17 protein-coding genes are annotated in these 15,478 nt (G+C 54.6%); 4 read left to right on the forward strand and 13 right to left on the reverse strand.

Annotated features, from left to right (window positions below):
* The first annotated feature begins 173 nt into the window (after positions 1–173).
* Positions 174–1,154 carry a substrate-binding domain-containing protein gene (locus tag Q674_RS27355; RefSeq protein ID WP_023008417.1) on the forward strand — a complete coding sequence of 327 codons (981 nt, stop codon included), beginning with the start codon at positions 174–176 and terminating at the stop codon, positions 1,152–1,154.
* Entirely contained in the window at positions 1,151–3,226 is a 2,076-nt protein-coding gene (locus Q674_RS27360; RefSeq protein WP_023008418.1) for a sensor domain-containing diguanylate cyclase, read from the forward strand. Before Q674_RS27355 ends, Q674_RS27360 begins: the two co-directional genes overlap by 4 nt.
* Before the next feature lie 8 nt (positions 3,227–3,234).
* Here the strand turns inward: Q674_RS27360 and Q674_RS27365 are convergent, their stop codons facing one another.
* The 8 genes from Q674_RS27365 to Q674_RS27395 form a co-directional block, all read right to left on the reverse strand.
* The gene (locus Q674_RS27365) at positions 3,235–3,999 is read right to left on the reverse strand and encodes a HAMP domain-containing protein (protein WP_023008419.1); all 765 of its coding nucleotides are present in this window, start codon (positions 3,997–3,999) and stop codon (positions 3,235–3,237) included.
* Positions 3,996–5,942: a bifunctional diguanylate cyclase/phosphodiesterase gene (locus Q674_RS27370; RefSeq protein WP_023008420.1), complete on the reverse strand. Its 1,947-nt coding sequence runs from the start codon at positions 5,940–5,942 to the stop codon at positions 3,996–3,998. Before Q674_RS27370 ends, Q674_RS27365 begins: the two co-directional genes overlap by 4 nt.
* Complete coding sequence (locus Q674_RS27375; protein WP_227501193.1) at positions 5,939–6,415, reverse strand: molybdopterin-dependent oxidoreductase; 477 nt, start codon at positions 6,413–6,415, stop codon at positions 5,939–5,941. The genes Q674_RS27370 and Q674_RS27375 overlap by 4 nt, the downstream gene beginning before the upstream one ends.
* 458 nt (positions 6,416–6,873) lie before the next feature.
* On the reverse strand, positions 6,874–7,119 hold the full coding sequence (locus tag Q674_RS41660; protein WP_023008422.1) for a VOC family protein: 246 nt from the start codon (positions 7,117–7,119) through the stop codon (positions 6,874–6,876).
* Positions 7,120–7,366: 247 nt separating this feature from the next.
* Positions 7,367–8,179 (reverse strand): HEPN domain-containing protein, encoded by an 813-nt coding sequence (locus Q674_RS27385; protein WP_023008423.1) that lies wholly within the window; start codon positions 8,177–8,179, stop codon positions 7,367–7,369.
* Between the two features lie 90 nt (positions 8,180–8,269).
* Entirely contained in the window at positions 8,270–8,818 is a 549-nt protein-coding gene (locus tag Q674_RS27390) for a DUF6624 domain-containing protein (RefSeq protein WP_023008424.1), read from the reverse strand.
* A gap of 90 nt (positions 8,819–8,908) precedes the next feature.
* On the reverse strand, positions 8,909–9,310 hold the full coding sequence (locus Q674_RS40830; protein ID WP_081698919.1) for a GFA family protein: 402 nt from the start codon (positions 9,308–9,310) through the stop codon (positions 8,909–8,911).
* Between the two features lie 83 nt (positions 9,311–9,393).
* Positions 9,394–10,074: a class I SAM-dependent methyltransferase gene (locus Q674_RS27395; protein WP_023008425.1), complete on the reverse strand. Its 681-nt coding sequence runs from the start codon at positions 10,072–10,074 to the stop codon at positions 9,394–9,396.
* A gap of 284 nt (positions 10,075–10,358) precedes the next feature.
* Between Q674_RS27395 and Q674_RS27400 the strand changes: the two genes are divergently transcribed.
* Both Q674_RS27400 and Q674_RS0120650 read left to right on the forward strand, forming a co-directional pair.
* Entirely contained in the window at positions 10,359–10,844 is a 486-nt protein-coding gene (locus tag Q674_RS27400; RefSeq protein ID WP_023008426.1) for a hypothetical protein, read from the forward strand.
* Between the two features lie 43 nt (positions 10,845–10,887).
* Positions 10,888–11,463: a GNAT family N-acetyltransferase gene (locus Q674_RS0120650; RefSeq protein ID WP_227501198.1), complete on the forward strand. Its 576-nt coding sequence runs from the start codon at positions 10,888–10,890 to the stop codon at positions 11,461–11,463.
* Between the two features lie 408 nt (positions 11,464–11,871).
* Here the strand turns inward: Q674_RS0120650 and panB are convergent, their stop codons facing one another.
* From panB to Q674_RS27425, 5 genes are all read right to left on the reverse strand, one after another.
* Complete coding sequence (gene panB / locus Q674_RS27405; protein WP_023008428.1) at positions 11,872–12,702, reverse strand: 3-methyl-2-oxobutanoate hydroxymethyltransferase; 831 nt, start codon at positions 12,700–12,702, stop codon at positions 11,872–11,874.
* Between the two features lie 22 nt (positions 12,703–12,724).
* The gene (locus Q674_RS27410; protein ID WP_023008429.1) at positions 12,725–13,072 is read right to left on the reverse strand and encodes an AzlD domain-containing protein; all 348 of its coding nucleotides are present in this window, start codon (positions 13,070–13,072) and stop codon (positions 12,725–12,727) included.
* Positions 13,073–13,075: 3 nt separating this feature from the next.
* Entirely contained in the window at positions 13,076–13,795 is a 720-nt protein-coding gene (locus Q674_RS27415; RefSeq protein ID WP_023008430.1) for an AzlC family ABC transporter permease, read from the reverse strand.
* Positions 13,792–14,322 (reverse strand): helix-turn-helix domain-containing protein, encoded by a 531-nt coding sequence (locus Q674_RS27420; protein ID WP_023008431.1) that lies wholly within the window; start codon positions 14,320–14,322, stop codon positions 13,792–13,794. The genes Q674_RS27415 and Q674_RS27420 overlap by 4 nt, the downstream gene beginning before the upstream one ends.
* Before the next feature lie 437 nt (positions 14,323–14,759).
* Positions 14,760–15,386, reverse strand: a complete 627-nt coding sequence (locus tag Q674_RS27425) for a LysE family translocator (protein ID WP_023008432.1) — start codon at positions 15,384–15,386, stop codon at positions 14,760–14,762.
* Between the last annotated feature and the right edge of the window lie 92 nt (positions 15,387–15,478).

The raw sequence follows: 15,478 nt of genomic DNA on the forward strand, positions 1-15,478 counted from the left end.
TACCGGGAATTGGTCAACGACGCGAGTTATCCAGCGGCGGCCCTCCGCCTTTGCCAGCGACCTTGCGGGAAGCAAGTATTCACCAACAATTTGATAAAGATCATCCCAAAGAACTATATGTCGTCAAGTTACACACAGTAAAATAGGCCGCTTTCCAGCAATACGATGTCGGCATGAAACACTCTCTGGTCCGGGTATTCCGGGCACTTCCCGTTGTTCTGATCCTGATGCTCAACCCGGCATCCGACGCTGCGGCTCAGGGACGCACGCTGGCCTATCTGGTTCCCGACATTCGTATCCCGTTCTGGGACATCATGGCCCGGGGCATTCACCAGAAGGCTACTGAACTGGGCTATGAGTTATCGGTACACAGCGCCGACAACCTGTCCCGAGGAGAACTGGAAGCGACCGTTGCCGCGATTGACTCCGGCGTTGACGGCATCATCCTCTCCCCGACCCAATCCTCCGCCGCCGTCACGGTTCTCAAGCTTGCAGAACAAGCCGGTATTCCGGTGGTGATTTCAGATATTGGCGCCAAGTCGGACAACTATGTGAGCTATATCGAATCCGACAATGACCAGGGCGCCTACGATCTGGGCGAACTGTTGGTTGCCGCTCTGGACGAGAAGGGCTGGATGAACGGGACGGTGGGGATTGTCGCCATTCCCCAGAAGCGAGCCAACGGCAAGGCCCGGACCGAAGGCTTTCTGCGGGCCCTGGAGGAGCATGGCGTCAGCACCGCCGGCATCTACCAGCAAGCGGATTTTTCCTACCGCGAGACCTATGAATTCAGTCGACGTCTGATTCAGGACAATCCACAGCTCCGAGCCATCTGGTTACAGGGCTCCAATCGATACCGGGGCGCGCTGGATGCCATTTGGGAATCCGGCAAAACCGGCCAGATCCTGCTGATCTGCTTTGACGCCGAACCCGAGTTTCTGGCCATGATCCGTTCTGGCGACCTCGTGGCGGCCGGGATGCAGCAGCCATTCCTGATGGGCGAAACCGCCGTGGAGGCAATGCATCGGCACCTGTCGGGTGCACCGGTTGAAAAGGTCCAGCGGCTGCCGGTGTTACCGGTACACCGAAGTAATCTGGAGCAACTCCTGCCCACCATCCAGCGCACCGTTCTGGGTAACCGGTCGCAACCATGATGAAACAAGTGGCCGCAAACACCTCTGGTTACCCCTCGTTACTGGGCCGCACTACGTCTCTGGTAGTGGCCGTTATCGCGGGCGTATTTCTGTTGCATGCGGTGTATGTTTACAGCACCGCCCGGGCAGAGATTACGGCGGGCATCGAACAGGATGTCCACGAGAGTCTTGAACGTCTGAGCCGGAGCATTGCCCCATTTATCGAATCCTACTCGGTGCACGAATACGAAAGCCTGATTGCCACCGAGATGGCCCTGAAACAACACTTCGCGGTGATACTCGAAGACTATGAGATGGGCCGGATTCTCGGCCAGCCCTACTACCTGTATGGCCAACTGCGGCAACAGAACGGCCAATACAGATTGTTCCAGGAACGCACCCAACCGGTTCAGCATGAGCTTGCCCAGGCGTTTTACCAAGCCAGTGCGCCCATAGTGGGCGGCAACGATGAAGTACTGGGTACGATCCGGATCTACGCCGCGGATGACCTGCTGGTGGCAAAGTTGGAGCGGGTCGTGCTTGAGGAACTGCTGACGGTACTGGCCCTTGCGTTCACCCTGTCGGCTTTACTCGGCACGGTGCTCCACCGCTCGGTTTTCCGTTCCATTGTCGCCATCGATGACGCGCTCAGGAACAAGGATGCCGAGGGTATTCCGCTCCAGCCCGTGCCTCCGTTCCAGTATCGGGAGCTGGCCGTGCTGAGTGATGGCATCAACACCATGCTCGAGTCCATCAAAGCCTCACGGGAGCAACTGAAGCTGGAACGAAGTCGGCTGGAGAACATTATCAGCGGGACCCGGTCGGGTACCTGGGCGTGGAATGTCCAGACGGGAGAAACCGTCTACAACAAACGCTGGGCCGAGATCGCAGGCTATACCCTGGAGGAACTGGCGCCGGTATCGATCGACACCTGGATGAACCTGGCGCATCCGGATGATCTGCAGCGCAGCGCCGAGCTGCTGGAGCGGCATTTCCGCGGCGAGCTGGCCTATTACGAATGTGAGGCCCGGATGCGACACAAGGACGGTCACTGGGTCTGGGTTCTCGACCGTGGCCAGGTGCAATCCTGGGATGACCAGGGCCAGCCCTTGCTGATGTACGGCACCCATCAGGACATTACGGAACGCAAGCGGGCGGAGGCCAGCCTGTCGATGGCAGCGGGTGTGTTTCGCCATGCCCGGGAAGGCATTGTACTGACCAGTGCACAGGGACGAATTCTGGACGTAAACGCCGCCTTCAGCGCGCTGACCGGATACGCCCGGGAACACGTTCTGGAGCAGTATTACGAGGATATCCTGGCCTCTGACCAGTACTCCCGGGATTTTCGGCATCAGGTGCTGGCATCGCTTGATGCCAAGGGAGTATGGAGTGGTGAGTACTGGATACGTTGCCAGAATGGCTCGTTGCTGCCCTCACTGATGACCATCGCGGCGGTGCGCAGCCGGGAGGGAGAGGTGGAGCATTATGTCACGCTGTTCGCGGATATTTCCCATCTCAAACAGACCGAAGAACAGCTTCGTCATATTGCCCACTACGATCCCCTGACCGGCCTTCCCAACCGGCTGCTGCTGGGCGAGCGGCTTCAGCACGCAGTCGCCTCTACCCGCCGGCACGGGGATGTACTGGCTGTGGTGTTCCTGGATCTGGATGGCTTCAAGGCCGTTAATGACACCTATGGCCATGCCACCGGTGACGAATTGCTGGTCACGCTGGCCAGGAGAATGAAAGGCATCCTGAGGGAATGCGACACCGTTGCACGACTGGGTGGGGATGAGTTTGTGGTATTGCTGCCGGAGCTTTCGTCCGGGCCTGACTGCAAAACCATCCTGTCCCGACTGCTGTCGGCATTGTCGGAGCCCGTCGAACTGCTCGAACGAACCGTTCAGGTCTCTGCCAGCCTTGGCGTCAGTTTTTATCCACAGGTGCCGGATATTGATGCCGAAGTACTGCTAAGGCAAGCCGACATCGCCATGTACCAGGCCAAACAAAGAGGCAAGAATCAGGTGCGGTTCTTCAACGGTCTGGACCACACAGACGACGCCATGGCTGTGCCGACCGGAGATCAGCAATAGCTCTGCCTTCAACCATTCCGGAGCTGTTCTGCCAGCTTGGTCTGCAGCAGCTCGTTCTGTACCTCAAGCTCATGAATGCGCGCGTCCCGCGTACTTTTCTCCCAGACCAACCGATCCGTAAGCTGATCAATCTCGGCAGCAATGTCGGATACCTCATCGGTTCCGTGGTCGTCCAGGCGTTGCAGGTAGTCACCCTGGTTCACAGATTTCAGAAAACGACGAATCCGGCGTAGACGCCGGACCAGGTAATGACCGGCAAGCATGGAGAACAGCGCGGCCGTCAGCACCTCAAGCCCGGCGATCATCACACTGTTACGCTTCGCCCCGGCCATGGCCCGCTTCTGACCGGACAAATCCAGTCCGATTTCCACCGACCCATAACCCAGTCCCGCCTGGGTAATCACCGCCTTCGCCATGTAAAGGTCCGGAAGAACTTCGGCTCTGCGGGAACGCTCGAACGGCTGCTTCAAGCTCTCGGGAGAGCCCGCTTCCACCAACAGCCGGCCCTCGTAATCCAGAATACGGGCGAACTCAATGCCCTCGGCACGCGCGGTCGCGCTGACCAGATCCTGCAGTCCCACTCGATTGCCAAGCAGCAGGTTATCAACGGCATTGGCTGCCAATACCCGGGCGATGGATTGGGCACGGCGATCCACCTCGTGATGAATGGAGTCATCCATAAAGTGGAAAACGGAGTACAACAGAACCACCAGTATCGCCACCTCAATGGTGCCGATACCAATGACCGCCTGGACTCGCAGCGACAGCTTCATACCCGGACCTCTGCATTTCCCCGGGCGGAGTCCGGAGCGGGCCAGCGCGTTCCGGCATCCAGAAGCAAAGCCAGATAGTCGTTGAATGACATCGGCTTATGGGCATAGTAACCCTGCACCAGAACATCCCCGAATGACTGCACCTGCTGCCATTGCAGCTCGTTCTCCACCCCCTCAATCACGCTCTTCATGAACGCCTGGTTGGCCATGGCGACAATGGATGCCAGGAACTTGGCTTTGTTGGCATCCAGCTCAATGCCCTCAACAAAGCAACGGTCGATCTTCAGCCTGTCGACCTTGAGCTCCCGGACATATTCCAGGGACGAGTGGCCGGTGCCGAAATCATCCAGAGCAAAGGTAATGCCGAGACCATGCAGCGCTTCAATCACATCATTGATATTGCCAAACTCAAGAGCCGCGTTGTCCTCGGTAATCTCCATGCATAAGGCCGCCGCGGGAATACCGGGCTCGAGCAGTAGCCGCTCAACGTTACCGATCAGCTTCATGGACAGCATGGCGGGGTTGAGGTTGATCGAGAGGTTGCCGGTATACCGGAGCCCTGAATACAGCTGCCGGGATTCAGCGGCAACCCTGCGAAACAGCCAACAACCCAGTTGTTCCCCCAGACCATAGCGCTCGCAGAGCTCTACCACGCGATTGGGCGGGATGAATCCCAGGCTCTCGTGTTCGCAGCGCAACAGGACTTCGGCCCCGGTTACAAGGTTCACGTCGGACGCACTGACGATGGGCTGATAGACCAGCCGGAGTATCAACGCACCAGGTTCCTCATTAAACAGACTCAGCAAACCCGCGTGAATCTGGCGTTCTTCCAATATCCGCCGGCGCAGGGCTTCGCCATCAATGAAATAGTCCTGGTTTTCCTCCGAGGCCTGGACCAATGCACGATGCGCCTGCTGGTAGCGGATCTGCCAGTCACCTGCTTTCCCGGCGCAGGGTGGCGCCACGCCGAAAACGGCTGAGGCATGCCAGACGGAATCGCCGATCCGCCAGTCAAAACGGGTCGCGGACGCCAGTTGGTAGACCGAAGACTCAACGAACTCGGGCGCCAGGGGCGCCAGTAGAATCACAAACTCACTGGCCGACACCTGAATGAGCTGATCATCGGTCGACAATTCGCGCTGGAGTTTGTGTGCAAATGCCCGGGTAAGCGAGGTTGCGCCCTCCTGGCCATATTCACTGAGCACCAGCGTGTATTTCTGAATAGCGCAGGTAATGATGCTGACTCGAGGGTCCACGCCTCCGAGGGAATGCAAATAATGACTGTTGGGCAACCCGGTGACCGGATCGGTCTTTGACTGCTTGCGCAGGAAAGCCATTCCCAGCGCCAGATAGCCGAAAACCACGGCCAACGCGACCAGTGTCAGTATCCGGAGCATGGCCAGCCGATCCCGGGAGGCTTCCACGCTACTCATCAACCGACTGGTTTCATCGCCCACAAAGTTGTCGGTAACCAGCTGCATGGCATCCTGCCACTGCCGATGCCATGCCGCCATGGCGTCAGACCAGCCGGTAAGGTCTCCGGCGAGGCGTCGGGTAAGAGGGTCCTCCAGCGCCTGCAAACGGGTGAACAGATCCTGCAGGCGAGCCGCATTGCTGTCGTGCTCTCGGGTGGGCGCGGACTCCTTGCTGGTCAGGAGATAATCGTAGCGGCTCCAGAGAACGTCGTACCTCAGGGTAACCTGATCAGGCTGGCCCACACCGCGATCAAGCAGCGACAACTCCCTATCCAGGGCGCTTGCTTCGCTGCCGAGACGAACCAGGTTCCACGATGCCATTCTCAGGGCACTGAGCGAGACACTCTGCAGTTTTCGATCCTGGAGGTAGGTGTAAAAGCTGGCAGACAGCAAGATACCCACCACGGAGAACAACAGGACAACGGTGATGCGGGAGAAGAGTCCCGCCAGCACAGATTGGCTTTTCATTCCTGCTTGAGTTCAATCCGGTTGAGCTGCCAGACCATGTAACGGTGGAAATCCTCACTGTTCAGCTCAGGGCGTTCCGATAACGGCAACATGATCCAGTAGGGACCGCGCTGGCGGATGCTCATCGGCTCGCCGTTCTGGCGGGTTGACACAATGGCGTCCAGGCTCATCAGTTCCTTCATGGACCCTGACACCTTGTAGCCATTCAGAGCCACCAGAGTGACCTCATTGGCCCCGGTGCTGCCAAAATGCTCAATGACCCTTGCCAGCGTTGGGCCGGAGAACTCGGCGGTGCCGTCGTAGTAAGGACTGGTGGTCTCGATGACTGACTGTGGAAAACTCTCCAACAGTGCCCGATCCAGCACCAGAGTCTCCTTTCCATCGGTAATTTCGAGCGTCTGGGCAGAGGCCGAGCCGAAGGTAATGAGGAGGAGAATGGCCAGGCCTAACATTGATCGGAGACGATCATTCATCGGAAATACCCATCCTGTTGATCATAATTTGGACAGGCATCATAGTGGCGGGCGCGATTTTCAGCCAGTACCACTTGGTTACACAGTGCATCTAATTTGTGAAATCGTTTAAAACGCCGAGAGAACGAAAAAAGCCCGCTGGCTGATGCGCACAACGGGCTTTTCAAATGTAGGATCGGAATAAAGTTGGTAACAAAATGCCTTCCCAAGCTCAATTTTACAGTAATTAATCAACCATAAAGATAAATAAAGTTGGTAACTTTCGAAGGATCCAGAGCAAAACCCCTAGAAAATCATGGTAATAAAGTTGGTAACTTATCATTGGCAAGCTCCCAGTAAACGATCTGAGCTTCCCCCAATGAGGCCCTAAAAGGGTACAAACTGTCGCAAAGCGGAACCGGCTAACCTTGGAGAATCAGCTGAAAAGCCAGTCGGCGTAACGCTATGTGGTTAAGCTCTTATTCATGAAGCCATGGCGCATAACTCAGGCCAACCAACACACCCTCAGGGCTCATAAACCTTGCGACTGTTTGCCCCCAGGGTTCAGTCCGGGTTTCATGAACGAATTCCTGACCCCTTTCCTTCATTTCTTTCAATGCCGCGTCCACTGCAGCCGCGTCCGCCAACTCAAATTCAATTGTAGCTGTCGGCTCAGGAACATGGTCAGGCCATTCCTCCTGCCCAAAACAAGACTGGGCCGCCATAGAGAGGGGTCATACCCCGAAATGATGCGCTCCGGGGAACCTATCCATGAAACGATAATCGTCCATCTTTTCTAGCGGCAAGCCTCGCGCACCCTCATACAAAGACGCACTCGCCGCAGAATCTTTAGTAATTGACGCAAACCCCGCAATACACTTAACTTCCATTCATTCCCCCGCCACTGATGGAGCTGGCTCATATCTGCGTTAGTACGATTTGACTCGTTAGCCGCGTATCACTGTGAGCCCATTAGCCCTTGCTCAAATGCTGCTTGGTTTTCCTGGGCAATTTCATTTTTTTGTCAAGCCATCGCAACACAAATCGGGATCCATTTGGCGCATATGGACCGGTGAGAATGTCCAAGGTTGGGACAGAGCCAGATATGCGCAGATTGAAATCTTTATTGGGGACTTCGGCAAGATCCACGTGCACAGGAGCGAACCATGGGTTGTACAAGTTGAATCCCTCGACAAGATCCTGATCAAACTTTCTGAGAGTTTCTTCTATCGGGGGCACGCCGATCCGCTGCCGCAAGCCAAAAACAAAGCTATCAAGCGCAAATAAATAGCCTGTGTTGAAGTTGACTCCAAACGAATTATAGCGGTTGTCGGGACTTCCCTGCATTTCAATGCCATTGATGAATTGAGCTACAGATAACCCTTCAATGGACTCAGAGACGTTTTGGTGAATCTTAATTGCTGGATGGAAACTCGTGTCAACGGTTAAGAGCTCAGCATCTACTGAGCACGCTTCAGAGTATAAATCGGCAATCGGATGACCTCTGAAGCGATTAACCGAAGCACCCCTCATTAAAAGAAAAGCTTTGAGGTATTTTTCAAGCGCTTGACACGCAGCCCAAAAAAAAGCGCGATGCATTCCTTTTTTTGCCAGTAACCGAGCAGTCACATAGTCTTCATCTGCAGGTTTAACAAAAGAATCGCTGATTACTTGTACAATGTATCGTTCGATATTGGCTTGCTCATAGTCAGGTAGTTTGTCGAAGTGCTCAAGCTCATCTCCACACTTGAAACTGTATATGTAGCTCAATCTTCTTTCGCTCATTCAGCTTCTAACCTCGAACAGGCGCAAAAAGTGTTCCGGCGAGCGCGACGCAGCAAAATGGAGACGAAGGCGACCAAGTGCCGCGCTTGGTTAACTGGCGTGCTGGCTGTTGGCACGTCGCTTCCGTTCCTGCTCAGTCATTTGTCCTAAACGCTCCTCCAGGGAATCAAGCCCAAGTTGCGCACGGCGCTCATTAACCGAGGCGGGATCCTTGATGGGAAACGGTGTTGGCCACCCGTTTTCATCAACATCAAACTGGGTGCCGTAATATTGTGGCTCGCCGGCTAACGTCCGCACCCGATCCTGAAGAAACGCCAACTGCCAACCCTCGGCGTCGTCTTTCGCAACGGCTTCCTCCAGCAAGTGAACGCATTCCGCCATGAACCCGGCCCCGGACACCGAATGCTGAGCCACCACCAGCCAGGCGGCTTTGGAGGCTTCCTCTCCGACCAAGGAAATACCAGGCCAGCAGTGAGCCCTGATGATTTCCTTCAGGCGGGAGGCGTTGCGCTGGTGCAGTGCTTTCAGTCGGGGATGGTAGGAATCCGACGGTAACTCGCCGGAATCGAAGAGTCGCTGTAACAATCGCTGGTCTTCTAACAGCATCATGACCAGCTCATCCGCAAGACTCTGATTCATGGGCTCCCTCCCAGTTGATGCCACAAATAAGCGCCGCCCCGGCAGGGGCATCCGGTGGCAGGCCTTCATGCCGGAAACTCGATTGATTTGTTAAATGTCGTCTTGCCACTCTCTATGCTTACAGGCCCTATCGTACTCAAGCCATGGCACGTCGTGCGACACCCAAATATGAGCCTCTGGTTTTAAACCGGGATCATAGTCCAGAGTAGCTACCCGAACAATGACGTGGGGTTGCGCAGGCCTTTCAGCCACCAAATGGGAACCACAGCGTTTGCAAAAATGGCGCAATTTTCCAGGGGATGATTCGAACGTAGAAATAGAACGCTTACCTCTGAGCCAACGGAAATTCTCGCGCTTTACTCCCGCAGTGGAGGCGAACGGTGCAGCATGGGCTTTACGACAAGTCTGACAATGGCAATGCACGATTGGCATATCCACTGAGTCGATTTCGTAACTTATCTCGCCACACAAACAGCTTCCCTTCAACCCCATGAGAGATCTCACTCTGTAAATTTAAAACTTAGATTTGGAACGTGCCGAAGTGGCCCGTAGGGTCGTCCGACAACAGCCAATGGTTATGCCGATTTTGCCACCAACATCTCAGTAGCGCCCTTTTGAAAACGATAGCTAACAGGCTGCAACGAGACAGCGATTCCGTCAGCGGATAGTCCCGCCATGACCGAATCAAGGTGCTTTGAGGTTTTTCCGTCCAGCGAGACAACTGGAAAGACGCGAACCTCAGAGGCAACTCTGCATAACTCCCGCATTGATGCCAGATGGGCCGCCCGATCTAAATGATCACTGTAAAGGAAAAGAAAGTGAGAACAGAGTGCCAGATCAAACTTGGAGTCAGAGAATGGCAGCATAGGCAATGACGCCGACACATACCGTCCTTGTTGGTAACCAGCATCAAAATCGGACAGGAACCGCGACATAGCTTCCATCCGAACCTCGCCAAGATGCTCAACGCTATTGAATGAGTCCCAAACATAACTGTCTGCGGCCTGTTGCATCTTGGCCATGATTTCTGGGTACACCTCGCCAATTCGGTGACGCACTTCATCAACCTTGAATTGATATACCGGATCACATGAGATGACTTGGCATCCTACCTCTGTCGCCTCAGCATTGAAGCTGGCCGGGCCATCGCCGCAACCCAGAATTTTCTTGTTCAGGTCATCATTCGATAGCTCAAACATCGCCTGATATTCCTTTAGCGATCGCCCCCACGGAACTACATTAGCTAAATCCAACATCAGCTCTCCTTAGTCTGTTTGACGAAGCACGGTGGTGACGAAGGAGCCGCGTAAAGCGGCATCTGGCAGCCTGATCGGTCATTGCCATACTGTAAAACTTAGAAAGCCGCTCCGCTCAGTAACTTCATTATACTGCAAATGGTTTTGTGGTATGACGGCAGGTGAAGTGCGCGACCTCGAACAGTAGCTCCATGTGTAATAATGTCGTCAACGGAATGCGAATCAAATGGTCATCACCGTCACTCAGTTCGTTTAACATTAAAGCATCTCAAGATGGAGGTTCTATGCCAATGATGCCAAGAATTTTATTGCCGCTTTTTCTAACCGGCCTTGCTGTACTTCCCGCCTTCACGCTGGCCGAAAATGCCACTCCTGAGGCCTACATTGGCAGCAAGCATTTGGTCTTGGAAATCCGGCACTGCGAATGCGAAGCCGTCAAGCCGAATGGTCATCCGTCCGTATTGCTGTCAGATTTTTTGCAGGAGTCGAGTGTTGTGAAAACGGCTGTGTTTACTGAAGATAACGGCTTCGTCGCGTCCGATTACGTCACCATGGGGTATGAATTCAGCCCAATCAAAGACTCATCCGACACGTTCTCGTTCAACTATACGGGTACACATACGACAAGCAGCGGACAAAGCTCGGGAAGTGGGGAGTTATTGCTGGAAAAAGGACAGTGGGTCCATTTGTTTGGCTCGCACCACGAAAGTACATCAGGAGCACGCCACGCCAATGTTGCAGTAAGACTGGTAGAATTCGACGGTTCCTGAGGGCCAATTTTAAAAATTCCAATCATAGGTACACACGGTGTATGTGTTTCAAACGAAAAGACTAATCGTAACGCAGCTATCCCATCAAGATATTCCCGCGCTCACTGAGATACTGAGTGACCCTGAGGTCATGAGGTATTCCGTTCGAGGGGTTTGTGATGAAGAAGCTACCCGCAAATTTATAGGTTGGTGCCAGGAATGTTACGCATCCCATGGTATGGGTCCATGGGCATTAACTGAGAAGAGGTCGGGAAAACTTGTTGGTTTCTGTGGTATTGGGCCGGAGCTAGTCGGAGGGGGTGAGGAGATCAACCTCGGTTATCGATTAGCGAGGCGATACTGGAATCAAGGGCTTGCAACCGAAGCTGTTAAAGGCGTGCTGCGGTATGCCTTCGATCAAAAACAGTGTGAGTCAGTAGTGGTCATTATAGAGCCAGACCATGCGGCCTCAGTTCGAGTAACTGAGAAGGCTGGATTCTCCTGCTACACCATGCAAGAGTTTCATAAGAAGAGGGTGCGGCTGTATCGGATGACAAATGAAGACTGGCGCCTTCGTCTCCACGATGAATTAGCTGTAGTCAGGAATCAACGACCCAATCCCGGTAGAGCTCAGGGGTAATTTCTTCAATCAACACAGGCTCTACAGGAACTCGCGAAACCCACTGGAGAGCATCTATTTGCTCAAAGGTTTCAGATCGCAACGTATAGATATACCCCTTCTCATGCCAACTTACTTCAGTATCCCTCAGCACTATCCGGGGTGGGCGTTGCGAGGTGTCGACCGAGAAAACTGCACGAGGGCTCAGGGGGTAATATGTGATTGCAAACGGAACAGCTAAATCCCGCTCTGAGACAGCATAAATACCGTATTCGTTGTCAGCCTCACCATGCCCAATGCCCTGGGCTGGCTCTAGCCGGACGGTTTTTTGTCGACTACCGTGATAGAGGTACTCAGGCTTGCCCAGGTTCGGCTCATTCCCTTTGTTTCGCACTTGTTCACACACAACCCCTTGGCCCTCCCGACAATCTAAGTTGGTTGCTTCTTAATCCCAAAGCAATGCTCCTCTGCGGGAAATTCGCCGGCTCTGACCTCTCTTTCATACAGCGCAAACACATCCTTGATTTGGGCGCTCAGATCGACGTACTTTTTGGCAAATTTCGGCGTGTAGTCAGAGAACAAGCCTAGGATATCCTCCGTTACCAGCACTTGGCCATCACATTCGGGAGACGCGCCAATACCTATGGTTGGAATGGCTAAAGATTGCGTAACACGCCGCGCGGCGGCTTCAAATACCCCTTCAATTAATACTGAGAAGGCACCAACAGACTCAAAAGCCTGTGCTTCTTCAACCAACCGTTTGGCGGCAGCCTCATCTCTGCCCTGGGCCTTAAATCCGCCCATAGTGTTTGCATGCTGAGGACGCAGGCCAATGTGCGGCATTACCGGTATACCACGACTGACCAGGAACTCCACCGTTTCAACAAGCTCTAACCCACCTTCAACCTTGATGCCCTGAGCACCAGTTTCCGTCAGTAAGCGCGCCGCGTTTCGGAAAGCCAGCTCCTTGCTTTCTTGATATGAGCCATAGGGCATATCGATAACGACACAGGCTTTCTGGCTGCCGCGCACCACTGCTGCACCATGGTTAATCATCATATCCAGAGTAACGGGCAACGTAGAATCGTATCCGTAAGCCACCATCCCTGTGGAATCCCCGACGATGATCAGATCGACAAAAGGGTCCATGAGTTCTGCCATGGGCTTTGTGTATGCTGTAAGCGAAACAATGCTACCTCGTCCTTTCATGGCCTGAATCTTAGAGGTTGTTATCTTCTGGCTGGAAGTATGAGTACTCATATTCACTCCTATCCTTGATCAGTTAGATCACAACGAAATTGAGAAACCGCACCGCACCAAACACCACAACGCCCGAGACGACCGGCCACCCCAGGGACTTTGTTCTCCACCAGACCAGCAGAGTTGCGCCTCCCCCTACCGCCGTTGCAACCCAGGCATTCAGGGTGCCGGCTGCGGGGACCAGCGAAGCCCCCAGCATAGCCGCAATCATCACCGGGCCGAGCACCCCCAACCACCTGGGCATGGCCGCTGCACCGCCCTGACGGTCTTCCCGGGCCAGACGTCTCTGCATCCACACCAGGGGCAACAAACGCATCAACAAGGTACCCGCTGCAGCAACCATCACCGCAACCCACAGTTCGCCGGCCATGCGCTAAACCTCCACCCGTGTATTGGATTGCATCACAAAGAACACCGCCGCGCCCATAAGCGCCGCAACCGGTATCGCCACATTGGGCAGGCCATTGGCCGCAAACAACAACGCTACAACAATGGCATACCCTAGCGCTGCAGCCCATAACCAGGAGGTGAATCTCGGGGCCAGCAGCACCACGAACAGAGCCGGCAGCGCAAAGGGCATAACGTCATTCAGCAATGGCCAGCGCCCCGTCAGCTCCTGCCCCGCGAAAGCGCCCAGGGCCGTGCCCCCTACCCAACCGAACCAGGCCAGCAACATGGCGCCAGTGAACCACCCCAGGCGTTCCGAGGGTGGCAACGCCGGCAGGCGGGTGTGCGCCAGGGCGAAGACCTGATCCGTCAGCCCGTGCATCAACCAGAACCACCACCGGTTTCCAGTAAGCCAGGGGGCCAGGTTCGGGGCATAAACCAGATGCCGGGCATTGATCAGCAGCGTCATCACCACCACAAGCCACAAGGGGGCTCCCGACGCCACCATGCCAACAAACAGGAACTGGGAGGCACCCGCATAGATAACCAGGGAGATGATGATGGCTTCCCAGCTGCTGAAACCGGCCTGATTGGCGATCAGGCCAAACGAAATCGCCACCGGAATGTAGCCACCGAGCAGCGGAGTCGCATCCCGTACCCCACTCACCCACGCGCGCCCGCCCGCACTGATTGCCTGATCGCTCATGATTCCTCACCTTCTTTTCGATACACGATGGTGACCAGTAACGTGGCCCAGGAGTCCCGGGTGCGATAAAGGTGAGGCTGCTCCGCATCGAAGGTGTGACTCTGCCCAGCCCGCAAATGCTGGCTGTGGCCAGTGACACCGACTTCCAGCTGACCACTGACAACGGTAACGGATTCCTCTGCTCCCGGCGTATGGCCCTCCGCCATGCGTGTGGTATTGGGAGCGCACGACATCCAGTAAGCGTCTACCCGGGGATTGTCTTCCCCCTGATCCACAAGCCGGACCTGCACACCTTCCTCACCAACCGGCACACGGATCGGGGCAACCAGGTTGCCGAAGGGGACATTAAGCTGAACCGCCAGTCGCCAGATGGTATCCAGGGTCGGATTCCCATTTCCCTGTTCCAGGCGGGAAAGATTCGACTTGGCAACACCTGCAGCGGCGGCAAGCCCCGAGAGCGACCATCCGCGAGCTACCCGAAGGGACTGAAGGTGTCGCCCCAGGGTTTCGAGAGAATGCTGATCCATGTAAACCACTTCCAATGTTCCATTTATAGAACGTTCTACAAAAGGAACAAGGAAATGTCAATTATGAGGCGCTAATAGCGACAGCATCCTAGTGCTACTAAGGCTCTCGTTCGCATCCGGCTAACAGCAAGGAGGTGCCGCCTGACGCGCCGTCACTGCAATTAACCAGCGGGCATTCACCAAGGCATTGTCTACGTATTTATCAGTGCCAAATGGAAGATTTAATGAGATGCGTATCCGGGGCGCCTCGTCCAGAAACACCAGGTGATGCTCCACGTGCTAGATGGTGACATGCTTCGTACTCTCTAACCCCATTTCTACCATCCCCACAGTGTTGCCAATCAGCATCACCGAGATACTAACTTCTTCACGGGTTCGAACCACGGAACAACTGCATGCTCCCAGCTTCCTGATCTCTTTCCTATGTCCTATACGTTTCAAACCGACCTTTTTGCCAGCAATGCCCACACCCCAGCAGAAGACAAGAGAGTGCCGCCCACCACATTAAAACGACGTTGTGCTCTGGGCGAGGTGAGAAACCGACGGGCCGATGCGGCAAACAGAGCGTACAGTGTTGCGTTGATCGTGGCCAAGACCACGAATGTAATCGCCAGAAGCCAGAGCTGCTGCGTAACGTTCGCGGCTGGCGTCACAAACTGGGGCAAGAACGCAACGAAAAAAACAATTCCTTTTGGGTTAAGTGCGGTTACCAGATAGGTATTGAGGAACAATTTCCATCTCGATCCACCCCCTGCTGTCTTTTCGATTCCTCCAATTTGAACACCAGAATGTAGAAGCTTAATTCCCAGGTAAAGAAGGTAAAGACCTCCGGCCCACTTGACCGCTGTGAACCAAAACGCTGAGGTAGTTAAAAGAGCTCCCAAGCCTAGTAGAGAAAACAGAAGAGCAGTGGAGTCTCCGAGAGCAACGGCAAGTACCAATGGGACATTCGCGCGCGCGCCTTGAGCAATCGAATAGCTAATTACCGTCAAAATAGTGGGGCCTGGAATGACGAGTAGAACCGTAGAAGCAATAGTGAATGCGAACCAAATTTCTAATGACATTGATTGTCCTCCCTCGGCTAGGTTGCCCAAATGACCTAGCTTTTATCAGCACCTGGCATGATTGCAAGTCACAGATTACGGATTTTGGCTTC

Origin of the sequence: Marinobacter sp. EVN1 (assembly GCF_000475375.1) — a bacterium.
GTDB classification, from domain to species: Bacteria; Pseudomonadota; Gammaproteobacteria; order Pseudomonadales; family Oleiphilaceae; genus Marinobacter; species Marinobacter nauticus.